Source organism: Micrococcus flavus (assembly GCF_014204815.1).
Classification (GTDB): Bacteria; Actinomycetota; Actinomycetes; order Actinomycetales; family Micrococcaceae; genus Micrococcus; species Micrococcus flavus.
Window position 1 is genome coordinate 1587500 of the sequence record NZ_JACHMC010000001.1, and the last position, 15858, is coordinate 1603357.

General features: G+C 74.3%; 16 protein-coding genes. 3 read left to right on the forward strand and 13 right to left on the reverse strand.

Features of this window, described 5'->3' with window-relative positions; all coding sequences use genetic code 11:
* Positions 1-84: 84 nt before the first annotated feature.
* The 8 genes from BJ976_RS07365 to BJ976_RS07400 all read right to left on the reverse strand — a co-directional run bounded on the left by BJ976_RS07365 (position 85) and on the right by BJ976_RS07400 (position 6345).
* Complete coding sequence (locus BJ976_RS07365; protein ID WP_229667124.1) at positions 85-1290, reverse strand: hypothetical protein; 1206 nt, start codon at positions 1288-1290, stop codon at positions 85-87.
* Between the two features lie 116 nt (positions 1291-1406).
* On the reverse strand, positions 1407-2390 hold the full coding sequence (locus BJ976_RS07370; RefSeq protein WP_229667125.1) for an SseB family protein: 984 nt from the start codon (positions 2388-2390) through the stop codon (positions 1407-1409).
* Positions 2387-3172, reverse strand: a complete 786-nt coding sequence (priA, locus tag BJ976_RS07375; RefSeq protein ID WP_135028349.1) for a bifunctional 1-(5-phosphoribosyl)-5-((5-phosphoribosylamino)methylideneamino)imidazole-4-carboxamide isomerase/phosphoribosylanthranilate isomerase PriA — start codon at positions 3170-3172, stop codon at positions 2387-2389. Before priA ends, BJ976_RS07370 begins: the two co-directional genes overlap by 4 nt.
* Before the next feature lie 47 nt (positions 3173-3219).
* Positions 3220-3372 carry a CG2302 family histidine operon protein gene (locus BJ976_RS07380; RefSeq protein WP_167736889.1) on the reverse strand — a complete coding sequence of 51 codons (153 nt, stop codon included), beginning with the start codon at positions 3370-3372 and terminating at the stop codon, positions 3220-3222.
* Positions 3372-4031, reverse strand: a complete 660-nt coding sequence (gene hisH, locus BJ976_RS07385; protein ID WP_135028351.1) for an imidazole glycerol phosphate synthase subunit HisH — start codon at positions 4029-4031, stop codon at positions 3372-3374. Before hisH ends, BJ976_RS07380 begins: the two co-directional genes overlap by 1 nt.
* A complete protein-coding gene (gene hisB, locus BJ976_RS07390; RefSeq protein WP_167736895.1) occupies positions 4031-4612 on the reverse strand; it encodes an imidazoleglycerol-phosphate dehydratase HisB in 582 nt (193 codons plus the stop codon). The genes hisH and hisB overlap by 1 nt, the downstream gene beginning before the upstream one ends.
* A gap of 130 nt (positions 4613-4742) precedes the next feature.
* Positions 4743-5873, reverse strand: a complete 1131-nt coding sequence (locus BJ976_RS07395) for a histidinol-phosphate transaminase (protein ID WP_135028355.1) — start codon at positions 5871-5873, stop codon at positions 4743-4745.
* A 70-nt stretch (positions 5874-5943) separates the two neighbouring features.
* Positions 5944-6345, reverse strand: coding sequence for a LysM peptidoglycan-binding domain-containing protein (locus tag BJ976_RS07400; RefSeq protein WP_135028357.1), 402 nt, complete (start codon positions 6343-6345; stop codon positions 5944-5946).
* Positions 6346-6582: 237 nt separating this feature from the next.
* On the opposite strand from BJ976_RS07400, the gene lexA reads away from it, so the two are divergent.
* Positions 6583-7287: a transcriptional repressor LexA gene (gene lexA, locus BJ976_RS07405; protein WP_135028359.1), complete on the forward strand. Its 705-nt coding sequence runs from the start codon at positions 6583-6585 to the stop codon at positions 7285-7287.
* Between the two features lies 1 nt (position 7288).
* On the opposite strand, the gene BJ976_RS07410 is transcribed toward lexA, so the two are convergent.
* The 3 genes from BJ976_RS07410 to BJ976_RS07420 form a co-directional block, all read right to left on the reverse strand.
* A complete protein-coding gene (locus BJ976_RS07410) occupies positions 7289-9391 on the reverse strand; it encodes an ATP-dependent DNA helicase (protein WP_135028361.1) in 2103 nt (700 codons plus the stop codon).
* Complete coding sequence (gene hflX, locus BJ976_RS07415; RefSeq protein ID WP_135028362.1) at positions 9388-11019, reverse strand: GTPase HflX; 1632 nt, start codon at positions 11017-11019, stop codon at positions 9388-9390. The genes BJ976_RS07410 and hflX overlap by 4 nt, the downstream gene beginning before the upstream one ends.
* Before the next feature lie 136 nt (positions 11020-11155).
* Complete coding sequence (locus tag BJ976_RS07420) at positions 11156-11761, reverse strand: GNAT family N-acetyltransferase (protein ID WP_135028363.1); 606 nt, start codon at positions 11759-11761, stop codon at positions 11156-11158.
* Between the two features lie 244 nt (positions 11762-12005).
* Between BJ976_RS07420 and BJ976_RS07425 the strand changes: the two genes are divergently transcribed.
* Together BJ976_RS07425 and BJ976_RS07430 are read left to right on the forward strand one after the other, a co-directional pair.
* Complete coding sequence (locus tag BJ976_RS07425; protein ID WP_135028364.1) at positions 12006-13151, forward strand: NAD(P)-binding domain-containing protein; 1146 nt, start codon at positions 12006-12008, stop codon at positions 13149-13151.
* Positions 13152-13165: 14 nt separating this feature from the next.
* Positions 13166-13804: a class I SAM-dependent methyltransferase gene (locus BJ976_RS07430; RefSeq protein ID WP_229667126.1), complete on the forward strand. Its 639-nt coding sequence runs from the start codon at positions 13166-13168 to the stop codon at positions 13802-13804.
* A 64-nt stretch (positions 13805-13868) separates the two neighbouring features.
* Here BJ976_RS07430 and dapF read toward each other — a convergent pair whose 3' ends face one another.
* Both dapF and miaA read right to left on the reverse strand, forming a co-directional pair.
* The gene (dapF, locus tag BJ976_RS07435) at positions 13869-14819 is read right to left on the reverse strand and encodes a diaminopimelate epimerase (protein WP_135028366.1); all 951 of its coding nucleotides are present in this window, start codon (positions 14817-14819) and stop codon (positions 13869-13871) included.
* 10 nt (positions 14820-14829) lie between these two features.
* On the reverse strand, positions 14830-15855 hold the full coding sequence (gene miaA / locus BJ976_RS07440) for a tRNA (adenosine(37)-N6)-dimethylallyltransferase MiaA (protein ID WP_135028367.1): 1026 nt from the start codon (positions 15853-15855) through the stop codon (positions 14830-14832).
* Between the last annotated feature and the right edge of the window lie 3 nt (positions 15856-15858).

Sequence of the window (15858 nt, forward strand, 5' to 3'; positions counted from 1 at the left end):
CCGGTGACCTGTCCTGCACAGGTCACCGGGCCTTCCGGTGTCTCCGCCGGGTGAGTCGGACCGGCGACGGGGGTCGACGCGCGGTCAGCTGACCGGCACGCCCCCGAGGGTGACGACGGCGTCCGTGGGCTCACCGGCGGCGTCCGTCAGCTCGACCTCGATGTGGCCGCCGGCCGGCACCTCGGCCGGGACGTTGATCCACGTCATCGGCTGGCCGTCCGAGTGGAGATGGAGGTGGCCGATCTGCTCGCCGTCCGCGTCGAACGCGGTCACGGCCATGTAGCTGAAGCCGCCCTGGTCCGTGTTCGCCTCCACGCGGGTGCGGAAGTCGATGCCGTCCTCCGGCGCGACGACGAGCGTCTGCTCGGCAGGGGCGGCGGCCTTCTTCTCCGCAGCCGCCTTCTCGGCCTTCGCCTCCGCGGCGGCCTTCTTCTCCGCAGCCGCCTTCTCGGCCTTCGCCTCCGCGGCGGCCTTCTTCTCTGCAACCGCCTCCTTCTCGGCCTTCGCCTCCGCGGCGGCCTCGGCCTTCTCGAGCTCGAGCGCGCGGCGCTCGGACTCGGTCAGGGACACGACGCCGTGCTTGCCCACGGTGGCGGCCTGTGCGGCGGGGGCCTGCACGGGGGTGGTGCCGTCGACCTCGTCGAGGGACTCCACGGGCACGATGATCGTGGACATCTCGTCCGCGTCGCAGCGGACGGCGTTGCCCTCCGCGTCGTAGGTCACCGGCGCCAGGCCGGAGATGATGCCGACCACGCGCTGCTCGGCGTCGTAGACCGCGCCGCCCGAGTCGCCCCGGCGGGTGGTGGCCTCGTCGAGGACGACCTGGTCGGTGTAGACGTCCCCGCAGGTCTCGCCGATGTCGAAGGTCTCGGGCTCGGAGATCGAGTTGGGCTCGCCCAACGGCACGGAGGAGCCGTGGGTGTAGACGGTCTCGCCCGGCTCGACGGTGGCGGTCTCGCGCACGGACCACTCGCCGACCACGTCGACGTCGTCGGCGAGCGCGATCTTCACGGCGTCCACGCCGGAGTCGCCCGGCAGGGCGGCGACGGTGCCGATCACGGTGCCGTCGGCGGACTTGACCGGCGAGCCGATCGTCCACTCGCCGGCGCCGCAGTGGGCGGCGGTGTAGGCGGTGGCGTCGTCGACGATCGTGATGCTGCAGTCGCCGGCGGGCACCGAGAGCGCGGCGCCCTGGGTGAGCGGCGTCGCCGCGAGGGCGGGGCCGGCGCCGGCCACGACCACCACGCCGAGGGCCGCCGTGGCGGACCCGGTCAGGGTTGTCTTCTTCATGGACCTCTTCCTCTGCATCGGTCGGTGATGCCGCCGGCCGAGGACGGCCGGCACTGGACCGGCGTCGGATGCACCCGTCCTTCCCCACTACCGTAGCCGATGGGCCTGTCGCCAGGTCAGGGACGCCGGACGATGATCTCCACCGAATCCGCGCGCTCCGCGAGCAGCGGGAGGTCGGCCAGGAGCATCCGCAGGGTCGCCGTCATGAGGCGCACCCCGGCCGCGTCGGCGTCCCGCCGGGGCATGGCCACGATCTGCAGCTCGACGCCCGAGCCGCCCCCGGCCATCACCGCGCCGGAGGCCGTGCGGGTGGGCACGCCCGAGCCCGGTGCCAGGCCGAGGTTCAGCAGGTTCGGCACGAGGTCCGCCACCTGGGCGATCTCCCGGGCGATCTCCTCGTCCTGGTAGGCCGGCGTCCACTCCTGCTGCTGGGCCAGCGCCCACACCGCGGGGCGGCGGATCACGTAGGTGTGCTCGGCGCCCGCGTCCACGACGACGAGGTCGCACCCCTCGTCCACGGCCGACAGACACGCGCGCGGCAGCCACACGGCCACCGGCCGAGCGATCGGATTCCACGCCGTGAGCGCGGGCACGCTCGTGAACACGGGGAGGGCCTGTCGGCCGTCCCCGGCGCGCATGGTCACCAGCGCCACGTCCGCGGCCTTGTCCCCGTGGGCGACGTCGGCCGCATGCCCGTGCCCGGTGTGGTCGGCACGCTCGTGCACGTCCGCCTCGTCCACGGCCAGCGTCGGGACCACGGCGGCGAACACCCGGATCCCGGCGAGCACGCGGGTCACCTCGGCCTCGTCCGCCGCGCCCGTGGTCAGGCGCTCCATGACGGCGGTCCACCCGGCCGGGCTGGTGCCGTCGTCCTGGTCGAACACGTGCAGCGGATTCGCGGACCCGTCCACGCCGGGGCCGGAGAGGTCGCGGCCCTCCCACGGCACGCCGGCGGTGTCGGCGAGGTTGTCCCCCGCGGTCTTGTCCCGCATGCGGTCCAGGGCGGCGCGGATGTGGCCGGGCAGCTCCCGGGCACCGGGTGCGGTGACCGGGACGGGGGCCTCGTCGTCGTGCGCGGCGGGGCGCGGCTCCGGGGTCACTCGGCCACCGCGAAGGGGTGACGTTCACGCGCCTCCGCCACGGACGCGCCGGCGGCCACCGCGAGCGCCTGCTCCAGGGAGAAGCGGCCGGCGTACAGGGCCTTTCCCATGATGGCGCCCTCGACGCCCTGCGGGACCATGGCCGCGAGCGCGGCGACGTCCTCGAGGGAGGAGATGCCGCCGGAGGCGACCACGGGCTTGTCCGTGGCGTCGCACATCTGCGTGAGCAGCTCGGTGTTCGGACCCTTCAGGGTGCCGTCCTTGGTGACGTCGGTGACCACGTAGCGGGCGCAGCCGGCGGCCTCCAGGCGCTCCAGCACCTCCCACAGGTCGCCGCCCTCCTGGGTCCAGCCGCGGGCGGCCAGGGTGGTGCCGCGCACGTCCAGGCCGACGGCCACGCGGTCCCCGAAGCGCTCGATCACGCGGGCGGTCCACTCCGGGTCCTCGAGGGCCGCGGTGCCGAGGTTCACGCGGGCGGCGCCCATCTCGAGGGCGTGCTCGAGCGAGGCGTCGTCCCGGATGCCGCCGGAGAGCTCCACCTTCACGTCCATGCTGTCCACCACGCGCCGCAGGACGTCCCGGTTGTCCCCGCGGCCGAAGGCGGCGTCCAGGTCCACGAGGTGGATCCACTCGGCGCCGGCGCGCTGCCAATCCATCGCGGCCGAGAGCGGGTCGCCGTAGGAGGTGGCGGAGCCGGCCTCGCCCTGGACGAGGCGGACGGCCTGGCCGTCCTGCACGTCCACGGCGGGCAGCAGCTCGAGGGCTCGGGGGGTGGGGGTCATGGGAGGGGTCCTCTCGGCGGGTCGGGCGGGGGCGGACGCGCGGGGCGTCAGACGGTCAGGAAGGAGGCGGCGATGGCCATGCCGGCGAGCGTCAGGACGATCACGATGCCCCAGAGCGGTGCGTCCTGGGTGCGCAGGGACCACGCGGCCCCGAGGAGGAGGCCGCCGAGGGCGAGGTACAGCACGGACCAGTACGGCATCAGAGGGTCTCCAGCCAGTTGGCCAGCAGCTGCAGGCCGGCGTCCCCGGACTTCTCGGGGTGGAACTGCGTGGCGGAGAGCGGGCCGTTCTCCACGGCGGCGATGAAGTCGGCGCCGTGGTGGGCCCAGGTGACCTGGGGCGGGCGCATGGCGGCGATCGACTGGTCGAACTCCCAGTGCAGCACGCCGTAGGAGTGGACGAAGTAGAACCGCTCGTCCTCGATCCCGGCGAACAGGGCGGATCCCTCGGGCGGGCGGACGGTGTTCCAGCCCATGTGGGGCAGCACGTCCGCCGGCAGCGCCTCCACGAGGCCCGGCCACTCGCCCATGCCCTCGGTGCGCTCGCCGTGCTCCACGCCGGCGTCGAAGAGGATCTGGTGGCCCACGCAGATGCCCAGCACCGGCCGTCCCCCGGCCACGCGCCGCCCGATCCAGCGGGTGCCGCCGACCTCCGTCAGCGCGCGCATCACGGAGGCATAGGCTCCGACGCCGGGCACGAGCAGTCCGTCCGCGCCGAGCACGGCGTCCGGGTCCCGGGTCAGCTGCACCTCCGCTCCGGCGCGCTCCACCGCCCGGACCGCGGAGTGTACGTTGCCCGAGCCGTAGTCCAGCACGGCGACGCGCGGCCGCACCCCCGGGACGCTCGTGGGGGCGGCCATCAGAGGGCGCCCTTGGTGGAGGGCACGTCGGTGACGCGGGGGTCGTCCTCGCACGCCGCGCGCAGGGCGCGGGCGAAGGCCTTGAACTGGGCCTCCACGATGTGGTGCGGATCCCGGCCGCGCACCACGTCCATGTGCAGGCAGATGGCCGCGTGGGACGTGATGGCCTCGAAGACGTGGCGGGTCATGGACCCGGTGAAGTGGCCGCCGATCAGGTGGTACTGCTGCCCGTCCGGCTCGCCCTCGTGCACCAGGTAGGGACGGCCGGACACGTCGACGACGGCACGCGCGAGCGCCTCGTCCAGCGGCACCGAGGCCTCGCCGAAGCGCCGGATGCCCCGCTTGTCCCCGAGTGCCGCCTTGAGCACCTCGCCCAGGGTGATGGCCACGTCCTCCACGGTGTGGTGGACGTCGATGTGGGTGTCCCCGGTGGCGTGGACCGTGAGGTCCATCTGGGAGTGCTTGGCCAGGGCCGTGAGCATGTGGTCGTAGAACGGCACCGAGGTGGAGATGTCCGCGACGCCGGTGCCGTCCAGGTCCAGCTCGACGCGGACGTCGGATTCGCTGGTGGTGCGTTGCATGCGGGCACGGCGTCCGGAGACGATCTCGGCGGGCACGGGTCCTCCTGGGCAGATGGTGCGGGGTGGGCTCGGTCCATCCTAGGCGGGCCGCGGGGGTGCGGGGCGGGCGTGACGCCGTCGCACCCGGGGCTCAGCCGCGCACGACGGCGGCCGGGTCCTCGCGGAGGACCTCGCCGAGGGCGTCGAGGAACGCGGTGGTCTCGTCCTGCGTGCCGGCGGTGACGCGCAGGTGCTCGGGGATGCCCACGTCCCGCACCAGCACCCCGCGCGTGAGGAGGGCCTCCCACACGGCGTGGGCATCCCGGAGGCGGCCGAAGAACACGAAGTTGGAGTCGGACACGGACGGGCTCAGGCCGAGTCGGCGGAGGGTGTCCACGATCCTGTCCCGCTGGGCCTTGATGTCCTCGACGGTCTCCAGCAGCGCGTCGACGTGCTCGAGGGCGGCGATCGCGGTGGCCTGCGTGATGGCGGACAGGTGGTACGGGAGCCGCACCAGCCGCAGGGCGTCCGTCACGGCGGGGTCCGCCGCGAGGTAGCCGAGCCGTGCGCCGGCCAGCGCGAACGCCTTCGACATGGTCCGGGTGACGATCAGCCGCTCGCGGCCGGGCAGCAGGGTGAGGGCGGACGCCGTGCCCTCGAGGGCGAACTCGGCGTAGGCCTCGTCCACCACCACCATGGCACCGTGGCCGCCCTCGGCCTCGTTCCGGGCCTGCGCCGCGTACACGGCCTCGATGGTCTCGAGCCCGAGGGCGGTGCCGGTGGGGTTGTTGGGCGAGGCCAGGAAGACCACGTGGGGGCGGTGGCGGCGGACCTGCTCCGCGGCGTGGTCGGCGGAGAGGGTGTGGTCCGGGGCGCGGCCGCCGTCCACGAAGGCGGTGTCCGTGCCGGCCGCCAGGAGGGGGTACATGGAGTACGAGGGCAGGAAGCTCAGGAGGGTGCGGCCCGGCCCGGCGAACGCCTGCAGGATCTGCTGGAGCACCTCGTTCGAGCCGTTGCCGGCCCAGACCTGGTCCGGAGTGATGCCGTGGCCGAGGTAGACGGCCAGCCGCTCCCGCAGCGCGGTGAACTCCCGGTCCGGATAGCGGTTGAGCCCCCCGGCGACCGTCGCGACCCGTGCGGTGATGGCCTCGGCCACCTGCGGCGGGACCGGATGCGTGTTCTCGTTGGTGTTGAGCATGTACGGCACGTCCAGCTGGGGGGCGCCGTACGGGCTCTGGCCGCGGAGGGACTCACGCAGGGGCAGGGAGCTCAGGTCGGTCATGGCGCCCATCCTAGGAACGGGCCGGGCCGGCTTCCCCCATGCGACGGAACGGGACCCTGCCGGGGACCGGTCAGCGGACCGGGGGCAGGTAGAGCTCCTGGCCGAGCTCGAGCTCGCCCCCCTCGAGGGCGTTGAGCTCACCGATGCGCTCCATGGTGACGTAGGGGTCCACCCCCGGGGCGGCGTCCCGGGCGATGGACCACAGGCTGTCCCCGGGCATCACGGTCACCGTGACCAGGTCCTCGGAGGCGACGTCCGCCGAGACGGCCGGCGGAGACAGCATCACTCCGGCGAAGAACGCCGCCGTGGCGGTCAGGGCCGCCACCGACAGCATGAGGGGCAGCCCGCGGAACAGGAGACGGCCGCGGCGCGTCAGGCGCAGGGGGGCCGACGGGCGCGCCGGAGCGTGGCCGGAGCGGGACCGCCCGAGGAGCCGGGGGGTCCGGGAGAGTGCAGTGGTGACGGGGGTCATGAGCTGTCTGCCTTCCTCCCGCCGCTGCGGGTGTTCGAACATCTGTTCGAGTTCGTTCGAACCCATTTCTAGCACATCGGTTCGAGACTCGCCCAGGAGGGATCGAACATATCTTTGAAGAGCGGTTCGGGGTCCACTAGGGTCGCTCTCACCAGCACATTTCCTGGGGCTGCACCCATGGCACCACCGGAGCCGGACACGTTAAGCCCCCGCCTTCCGAGAGAACGGACCGTCCGCATGGCCTCCTCCGATCAGACCCCGTCCGCCGCCGTGCAGCCCCTGACGGACCGGCAGCGCAGGATCGTGCGCACGATCCAGGAGGCCATCGCGGAGCAGGGCTACCCGCCGTCGATGCGGGAGATCGGCGATGCGGCGGGCCTGGCGTCCCTCTCCTCCGTGACCCATCAGCTGGGCCAGCTGGAGCGCTTCGGCTACCTGCGCCGGGACCCGGGCAGGCCGCGCGCCCTCGAGGTCCTCCTCGACCCGGACGGACGTCCCGCGGGAGAGGCGCCGGTCGCGGCCCCCGTGCCGCTGGTCCCGGCCCGGCACACCGGAGCCGCGGGCGGCGAGTCGGTGGACGTGCCGTGGGTCGGGCGGATCGCGGCCGGCGGGCCGATCCTCGCGGACCAGCAGGTGGAGGAGGTCATGGCCGTCCCGCGCCGGCTGACCGGCGAGGGGGAGCTGTTCATGCTCCGCGTCTCCGGCGACTCCATGGTCGACGCCGCCATCTGTGACGGGGACTGGGTGGTGGTCCGCCGCCAGGACACCGCGGACAACGGTGACATCGTGGCGGCCCTCCTGGACGACGAGTCCACGGTCAAGACGTTCCGCCAGCGCGACGGCCACACCTGGCTGCTGCCGCAGAACACGGCCTACGAGCCGATCCTCGGTGACCACGCGAAGATCATGGGCCGCGTGGTCACCGTGCTCCGCGCGCTCTGAGTCAGGCCTCCTCGGCCAGACGCGCCAGCACGCCGCGGACCACGGCGCGGTCCGTGGTCCGCCAGAAGTCCGGCAGGGCGCTCGTGATGTACCCGCCGTAGCGCTCGGTGGCCAGGCGGGGATCGAGCACGGCCACCACTCCGCGGTCCCCCTGCGCCCGCACCAGACGGCCGGCGCCCTGCGCCATGCGCACGGCCGCGTGGGTGGCGGAGACCCGCATGAAGCCGTTCCCGCCGTGGCGGGCCACGTCCCGGGTGCGGGCCTGGGAGAGGGGATCGTCCGGCCGGGGGAACGGGATGCGGTCGATCACCACGAGCCGCAAGGACGGCCCCGGCACGTCCACGCCCTGCCATAGGCTCATGGTGCCGAACAGGGAGGTGTCCGGCTCCTCCGCGAACTGGCGGACCAGGGCGGAGAGCGTCGCGTCCCCCTGGCACAGCACGGTGCTCCTCTTCCCCAGGCGACGGCGCATCTCGGCCGCCGCGTCCTCGGCGGCGCGGCGGGAGGAGAACAGGCCGAGCGCTCCGCCGTTCGAGGCACGCAGCAGCGCCTCGAGCTCGTCGAGGGACTCCGGGGACGCGGTGCGCCCCGGCTTGGGCAGGTGCCGGGCCACGTAGAGGACGCCCTGGCGGGGGTAGTCGAAGGGCGAGCCGACGTCGAGCGCGGTGTACTTCGGCGCGTCGGGGCCGGCCAGGCCCACGTCCCCGGCCACCGAGTCGAACCGGCGGGCCCCCTGCCCCACCGTGAGGGTGGCGGAGGTGAGCACGGTGGTGGCCTTCCCGAAGAGGCCCTCGCGGAGCTTGCCCGCCACGGAGATCGGGGCCACGTAGAGCTGCGGGGGGTCGGCCTCGTCCCCGGGCTGCCAGCCCACGCCGGGCTCGAAGTGTCCCGGACGGGTGGCCCACAGGACCTCCGGGAAGTCGGCCTCGGGATGCGCCGCGAGCATCCGCTCGGTGACCTCGACGACCTCGAGCAGGCGCGAGCGGGCCATCTGCCGGCCGCCGTCGGCCTCGCCTTCCGTGTCCTTGCCGAGGTCGGAGAAGCACTGCCGCGCCGCGCTCAGCACGGCGGTCAGCGCCCGCTCCTGCGCGTCGTCCGGTCCGCCCTGGATCAGCCCGGAGGGGACCCCCTCGAAGGCGCGGTCCACCCCCGCCGCGGCCTGCACGAGGTCCTCCACGGCCACGGAGGTGTGGCGTCGCAGGGAGGTGGCCGCCCCGTGGACGATCGACCCGGACAGCTGGCCGGTGACGGCGCCGGTGACACGGTCCTGCAGCTCGTGGGCCTCGTCGACGATCACGGCCGAGTACGCGGGCAGCACGGCGAGCCCCTCGAACGCGCTGATGGCGAGCATGGCGTGGTTGGTCACCACCACGTCCGCGTCGGCGGCGTCCGCGCGGGCCCGCTCGGAGAAGCACTCCTCCGCCATGGGGCAGCGCGAGGCGCCGAGGCAGTCCACGGCGGACACGGACACCTGCCGCCACGCGCGGTCGGTCACGGGGATCTCGAGGTCGTCCCGGTCCCCCGTCTCCGTCTCATCGGCCCACGCGCGCAGGTACAGGACCTCCTTGCCGAGCAGCGAGGTGGGCCCCGCGTCCCCGTCGGAGGCCGAGCCGAGCAGGCCGCCGTCGTCGGCGACCTCGAAGAGGGTCTCCTCCCCCTCGTCCCCGGGATAGCCGCCGTCCACCTTGTGGCGGCACAGGTAGTTGGAGCGGCCCTTGACGAGGGCCACCACGGGCTCGCGCGGCAGCTCCCCGGAAAGCGCCTCCACCAGCCGCGGGGCGTCCCGCTTCATGATCTGCGCCTGCAGGGCCAGGGTGGCCGTCGCGACGACGACGGGGTCCTCCTGGTCCATGGCGTGCTGGAGCGCGGGGATCAGGTAGGCCAGCGACTTGCCGGTGCCCGTGCCGGCCTGCACCAGCAGGTGGCGCCGCGACTCCAGCGCGCGCGCCACCTGCAGGACCATCTCGCGTTGACCCGCGCGCTGCTGGCCGCCGGTGGCCTCGACCACCGTGTCCAGCAGGCGCAGGGCCTCCCGTTCCCGGTCCGTGGCCGGCACGGCGTCCCGCGCCGGCTTCGACCCCTCCGCGCTCCCCGTGCCCGTCATGCCGAGGCGGCCTCCGCCACGCCCCCCGGCGCGTCCACGCGGTACTGCTCCAGGTCCGCGGCCACGTCCTGCCGTACGAGCACCGATAGGCGCGTGCCGCCCTCCTCGTACGTCTCGGAGAGGATCTCGGCGTCCACGGAGTGCAGGCGCGAGACCACCTGGCCGGCCGTGAACGGCACGAGCAGCTCCAGGCGGACGTCCGGCCGCGGGATGGTGGCGGCGATCGCCCGCTCGAGCTCGTCGATCCCCTCGCCCGTGCGGGCGGACACCACCACGGTGTGGGGCTCCTTGGAGCGGATGCGGGCGATCACAGCCGGCTCGGCCGCGTCCGCCTTGTTCAGGACGATGATCTCGGGGATACGGTGCGCGTCCACCTCGGCGAGGACGCCGCGGACCGCGGCGATCTGGCCCTCGGGGTCCGGATGGGAGCCGTCCACCACGTGGAGGATGAGGTCCGCGTCCGCGACCTCCTCCAGGGTGGAGCGGAAGGCCTCCACCAGCTGTGTGGGCAGGTTGCGCACGAAGCCCACGGTGTCCGAGAGCGTGTAGCCGATCCCGTCCGGGGTCACGGCCTTGCGCACGGTGGGGTCCAGCGTGGCGAACAGCGCGTTCTGCACCAGGACGCCCGCGTGGGTGAGGCGGTTGAGCAGGGAGGACTTGCCGGCGTTGGTGTACCCGGCGATCGCCACGGAGGGCACGCGGTTGCGGCGCCGGTTGGCCCGCTTGGCCTCGCGCGCCGGCTGCATGCCCGCGATGTCCTTCTTCAGCTTGGCCATGCGCGTGCGGATGCGGCGGCGGTCCAGCTCGATCTTCGTCTCGCCGGGGCCGCGGGAGCCGATGCCCTCACCGCCGGCGGCGCGGCCGCCGGCCTGGCGGGACATGGACTCGCCCCAACCGCGCAGGCGCGGCAGCAGGTACTCGAGCTGGGCGAGCTCCACCTGCGCGCGGCCCTCACGCGAGGTGGCGTGCTGCGCGAAGATGTCCAGGATCAGGGCGGTGCGGTCGATCACCTTCACGCGCACCACGTCCTCGAGCGCGCGGCGCTGGGACGGGGCGAGCTCCGAGTCGACGACCACGGTGTCCGCGCCGGTGAGCGCGACGACCTCCGCGAGCTCCCGGGCCTTGCCCTTGCCCAGGAACGTGGCGGGGTCCGGGGTGGCGCGGCGCTGGATGACGCCGTCGAGCACCTCCGATCCGGCGGTCTCCGCGAGCGCGGCGAGCTCCCGCAGGGAGTTCTCCGCGTCCTCGGCGGAGCCCTCGGTCCAGACACCGGCCAGCACGACGCGCTCGAGACGCAGCTGGCGGTACTCGACCTCGGACATGTCCTCGAGCTCGGTGGACAGGCCCTGCACACGGGTGAGCGAGTGGCGGGCGGCCAGCTCGTCCTGGTCGCCGTCCACCTCGGTGTGAGCGTCCCCGCCTTCGGCCAGGGCCAGGGCTCGGCCCTCGAGGACCGAGCGGTGGCCGGCTCCCTCGCCGTCGAGGCGGTCGCCCCGGCCGTCGCCGTCCTCCGCGTCGGTGCGGAGGCGACGGGCGTCGTCGGCCGCGAGGATGCGGTCGATCACGGCCTGGATCTCGTCCTCGGTCTCGGGCGTGGCGCCGCGGTCGTTCTGGGTGTTCTCAGTCATGGTCTCCTCTGGGCCCGCTCGGTCGGCGGCCCGGTGTAGTCAGGGTAGTGGGTGGGGCAGACCGGATAGGGGTCCGCGGGCGGGCCGGCCACGGCACGCCGGTTCCCGTGAGGCCGGTTCCGGGATCAGCGCTGCGTCATCGGGCAACCTCCCGGACGAAGCGGTGGCATCGGTGGACGCGGCGGAAGCGACGGCGCAGGGCCGTCTCGTCCTCCAGGCGTGCATGCAGGAAGGCCTTCACCGGGACGGAGAGGCCCTCCGGAGTCGTGAACCCCTCCAGCGCCACGGCGTCGTCGAGCGCGTCGTCCGCGTACACGTGCAGGTACACCTGGTCGACGGCGAAGCCCTCTGCGCGGTACCACGCGTGCGCAGCGGCGTCGTCGCGCGTCCAGGCGTCCAGGGTCGTGACCCGCGCGGGCAGGTGCGGCAGCAGGGCGGCCAGGAGGGACCCGGCGATCCCGCGGCCCCGGTGGTCGGGATGGACCGCCACCGTGTCGATCGTCGCCAGGTTCTCCTCCGCGGTCCCGGCGGCGCCGGCCTCCACGTCCAGCACGCCGACGATCGTCCCGGCCTCGTCCTCGGCGACCCACTGGAGGGAGTCCTCGGGGCGGAGGCCGGGCGCCGGCACGGAGTGGGCGGTGCGGACATCGTCGAAGTACGCGCTGTGCAGGAAGGACAGCACGCGGCAGCGGAGCCACGCCTCCTCGTCGGCGGGCGTGCAGGGGCGCACAGTGATGCTCATGGGGGTTCCTCGAATGTTCGTCAGCGGGTCGCGGGCACGCCCAAGGGCGGCTTCCCGACGGGAGCGGGCTGAGACGACGGCGGCCGGAGCAGGTGCTCGACGGCGGGCGACGTCAGACGAACAGCAGGAACATGCGTCCGACTCTACCGGTCAGGGCCCGGCGCGGGAAGGGGATCGCTGTGGGCGGACGCTCCTGCCCCGCTCGTCCCCGTGGCGCGCCCGTCCAGGTGCGTACCCTGCCCCCATGGAGTCCTCGACGCCCACCCCCCTCCCCGACGCCGGACAGTCCCGGCACGTGACCGTCCTCGTCGTCGGGGCCGGCCAGGCCGGACTGTCCGCCGCCTCCCACCTGCAGCGTCGAGGCTTCCTGCCGCTGGGCCCGTCCGTCTTCGCCTCCGCCTCCGCCGACGGCGGCACCGTCCCCGGCACGTTCGCCGTGCTCGACGCCGACGCCGCCCCCGGCGGGGCGTGGCGGCACCGCTGGGACTCGCTCACCATGGGCACCGTCAACCACATCCACGAGCTGCCGGGCCACCCCGTCCCGCCGGCCGACCCCGCAGCGCGGGCGAACCGGGTGCTCCCGGACTACTTCGCCGAGTACGAGCGGATGTTCGACCTGCCGGTCCACCGCCCAGTGACCGTGCACCGGGTCGAGCATGCCGAGGGCGGCGGCTTCCGGGTGCTCGCCGACGGCGGCGACTGGCACGCCGACTGGATCGTCAACGCCACCGGCACCTGGACCTCCCCGCACTGGCCCGCGGTGCCGGGGCAGCGCAGCTTCCGGGGGCGGCAGAGCCACACCCACGACTACCGCGCCAAGGAGGACTTCGCCGCGCGGCGCGTGGTCGTCGTCGGGATGGGCGTCTCGGCCACGCAGCTGCTGGCGGAGATCTCCACCGTCGCCGCGGACACCCTGTGGGCTACCCGGCGGGAGCCGCACTGGATCGACGACCCCGCCCCCGGACGACTGGCCGAGGCGGTGCAGGGCGTGGACGAGCGCACGCGGGCGGGCCTGCCGCCGGCGTCGGTGGTCAGCGCCACCGGGATGTTCCGGGCGCCGTGGGTGCGGGAGGCCGAGGCCCGCGGCGTGATGGTGCGCCGCCCGATGTTCACGGCGGTGGAGCCCGAGGGGGTGCGACTGCCGGACGGGACTCTGTGGCCGGCTGACGACATCCTGTGGTGCGCCGGCTTCCGCCCTGCCATGCGGCACCTGGCGCCCCTGCACCTGCGCACCCCGGACGGGGGCATCGCGGTCGTCGGCGGGCGGTCGGTCGCCGAGCCGCGGCTGTTCCTGATCGGCTACGGGCCCAGCCAGTCCACGGTGGGCGCCAACCGTGCCGGGCGGGACGCGGTGCGCGCGATCCTGGCCGAGCTGCGTCCGCGCCGCTGACTACGATGGCCCGCGTGAGCCAGAACGCCCCCGCCGCATCGCACTACTTCGACGACGATCCCGCCGCCCCGGAACGGCGGCGCACCGTGACGGTGCGCCTGGCCGGGCGCGAGGTGGCCGTGCAGACGGCGAACGGGATCTTCTCCCCCGACGGCGTGGACAAGGGCACCGCCGCTCTGTTCGCCGCGGCCCCCGCGCCGCCGGCCTCCGGGCGCTTCCTCGACGTCGGGGCAGGTTGGGGACCGATCGCCCTCACCCTGGCGCTGCACTCGCCCGAGGCGGAGGTGACCGCCGTCGAGGTCAACGACCGCTCCCTCCAGCTCACGCGGGACAACGCCGCGGACCTGGGGCTGACGAACGTCACGGCGCTGCGTCCCGAGGACGTGCCGGCGGACGCGGAGTTCGACCTGATCTGGTCGAACCCGCCGATCCGGATCGGCAAGGCGGCCCTGCACGAGCTGCTCGAGCGGTGGCTGCCGCGGCTGGCCCCCGGAGGCCAGGCCTGGCTCGTGGTGCAGAAGAACCTCGGCGCCGACTCCCTGCTGCCCTGGATCCAGGGCATGCTCGACGCGCGCGCCCCCGGCGCCTTCACCGCCGGGCGGGCGGACAGCGTCAAGGGGTTCCGGATCCTGAAGGTGGTCCGGACAGACTGACGCGCCGTTTCCCGAACGACGGCGCCGAGGCGGGAGCCGTTTCCCGAACGACGACGTCAGGGGGTCAGGCGATGAGCTCGCCGTCGAAGACCAGCTCGGCCGGGCCCGCCAGGACCACGTGCTCCTCGCCGTCGGCGGCGCGCACGAAGTCGATGCCCAGCACGCCGCCGGGCACCTCCACGAGCCAAGAGTCCGAGCCCTCCGGGCCGGCCCACGCGCGCATGGCCACGGCCACAGCGCACGCCCCGGTGCCGCAGGACTGGGTCTCCCCCACGCCGCGCTCGTGCACGCGCATCCGCACGCGGCCCACGCCCTCGTGGATCAGCGGCTCATGCGCGGCCACGAACTCCACGTTGGTGCCGTGCGGCGGCTCCGGGTCCACGCCGGGGGCGCGGGTGAGGTCCAGGTCCGCGAGCTCGGCCATGGACTGCAGCGGCACCACGGTGTGCGGGTTGCCCAGGGACACGCTCAGCGCCGGGCGAGGATCGGGCAGGCCGGCGGTGAGGACCATGGCGTCCGAGGCCGCGTCCTCCGCCAGCTCGGGTTCGAGGAAGCGCCACGGGCCCATGTCGATCGAGTAGCCACCCTCGTACCGGGTGACGGTCTTGGCTCCGGCCCGGGTGCCGATCGTCAGTGACTGACCGGGGGCGAGGTCCACGAGGCCCTTCTCCACCAGGAAGTGCACGAACACGCGCACCCCGTTGCCGCACATCTCCGCGATCGAGCCGTCCCCGTTGCGGTAGTCCATGAACCACTCGGCCTCGGGGTGCTCGGCCAGGACGGCCTCCCCCTCGGGCAGGTGCACCGAGCGCACGGCGCGGATGACGCCGTCGGCGCCCACGCCCTGGTGACGGTCCGCCACCCGCGCCACGCGCTCCGCGTCCAGCTGGGCGTTGCCGTCCGGGTCCGCGACCAGCACGAAGTCGTTGCCGGTGCCGTGGCCCTTGGTGAAGGGCACGGACGGGCGGTCGTCGGTGGCGGTCTCGGCGCGCGCGGCGGAGGGCTCGGTGCTCATGGGGCTCAGTCTAGGGGCGGGCCCGGCCGCTGCAGGCGCCGCCGTCCGCCGGGTCCTCGGCACCGGATCCCGGCGTCGCCTCGCCCCGCACCACGGCCTCCAGCGCGCGGTCCACGAGGTCGGGGGCGTCCGCGGGCAGCCAGTGCACGCGCGGGTCGGCCCCGAACCACGTCTCCTGACGGCGGGCGAAGCGGCGGGTGGCCACGATGGTCTGCTCGATCGCCGCGGCCTCGGTCACCTCCCCGTCCAGGACGGCGAGCATCTCCCGGTACCCGATGGCGCGCGAGGCCGTCGGCCCCTCCCGCAGGCCGCGCGCCGCCAGCGCCCGGACCTCGTCGGCGAACCCGGCCGCCACCATCGCGTGCACGCGCGCGGCGATCCGCTCGTGCAGGACGGCGCGGTCGATCGTCAGCCCGATCTGCACCGCCGGAGACACGTCCGGATGCGTCCGGCGCTGCGGCATGTAGGTGCTGAACGGTCGCCCCGTCACCCGGTGCACCTCGAGGGCGCGCACCAGGCGACGGGCATCCTGGACCCGCTCCGCGGAGGCCGGGTCGACGTCGGCCAGCTCGGCCCGCAGCGCGGCCTCCCCGCGCTCGGCGAGCTCCCTCTCCAGCCCGGCGCGCACGGCCGGGTCCGTGGGCGGGAAGTCCAACACGTCCAGCGCGGCGCGCACGTACAGCCCCGAGCCGCCCACGAGGATCGGCGTGCGACCCCGGGCGCGGATGTCCGCGAAGCACGCCCGCGCGTCGGCCTGGAACCGGGCCACCGATGCCTCTTCGGTGACGTCCATGACGTCCAGCAGGTGGTGCGCCACGCCCTCGCGCTCGGCGACGGTGGCCTTCGCGGTGCCCACGTCCATGCCCCGGTAGAACTGCAGCGCGTCCGCGTTCACCACCTCGCCGTCCACGCGGTGCGCGAGCGCGACGGCGAGCGCGGACTTGCCGGTCGCCGTCGCCCCCACCACGGCGACGACGGGCGCGCTCCCGGCCGGGTGGGCACGGGAGGCGGGGGCGGGCCCCGGCGTCGCGGTCATGCG

Coding starts and splice junctions, on each gene's coding strand:
- BJ976_RS07365 (WP_229667124.1), bottom strand. CDS start 1,290: ATGAAGAAGACAACCCTGACCGGGTCCGCCACGGCGGCCCTCGGCGTG.
- priA (WP_135028349.1), bottom strand. CDS start 3,172: ATGACCCCCACCCCCCGAGCCCTCGAGCTGCTGCCCGCCGTGGACGTG.
- BJ976_RS07380 (WP_167736889.1), bottom strand. CDS start 3,372: ATGCCGTACTGGTCCGTGCTGTACCTCGCCCTCGGCGGCCTCCTCCTC.
- hisH (WP_135028351.1), bottom strand. CDS start 4,031: ATGGCCGCCCCCACGAGCGTCCCGGGGGTGCGGCCGCGCGTCGCCGTG.
- hisB (WP_167736895.1), bottom strand. CDS start 4,612: ATGCAACGCACCACCAGCGAATCCGACGTCCGCGTCGAGCTGGACCTG.
- BJ976_RS07395 (WP_135028355.1), bottom strand. CDS start 5,873: ATGACCGACCTGAGCTCCCTGCCCCTGCGTGAGTCCCTCCGCGGCCAG.
- BJ976_RS07400 (WP_135028357.1), bottom strand. CDS start 6,345: ATGACCCCCGTCACCACTGCACTCTCCCGGACCCCCCGGCTCCTCGGG.
- lexA (WP_135028359.1), top strand. CDS start 6,583: ATGGCCTCCTCCGATCAGACCCCGTCCGCCGCCGTGCAGCCCCTGACG.
- BJ976_RS07410 (WP_135028361.1), bottom strand. CDS start 9,391: ATGACGGGCACGGGGAGCGCGGAGGGGTCGAAGCCGGCGCGGGACGCC.
- hflX (WP_135028362.1), bottom strand. CDS start 11,019: ATGACTGAGAACACCCAGAACGACCGCGGCGCCACGCCCGAGACCGAG.
- BJ976_RS07420 (WP_135028363.1), bottom strand. CDS start 11,761: ATGAGCATCACTGTGCGCCCCTGCACGCCCGCCGACGAGGAGGCGTGG.
- BJ976_RS07425 (WP_135028364.1), top strand. CDS start 12,006: ATGGAGTCCTCGACGCCCACCCCCCTCCCCGACGCCGGACAGTCCCGG.
- dapF (WP_135028366.1), bottom strand. CDS start 14,819: ATGAGCACCGAGCCCTCCGCCGCGCGCGCCGAGACCGCCACCGACGAC.
- miaA (WP_135028367.1), bottom strand. CDS start 15,855: ATGACCGCGACGCCGGGGCCCGCCCCCGCCTCCCGTGCCCACCCGGCC.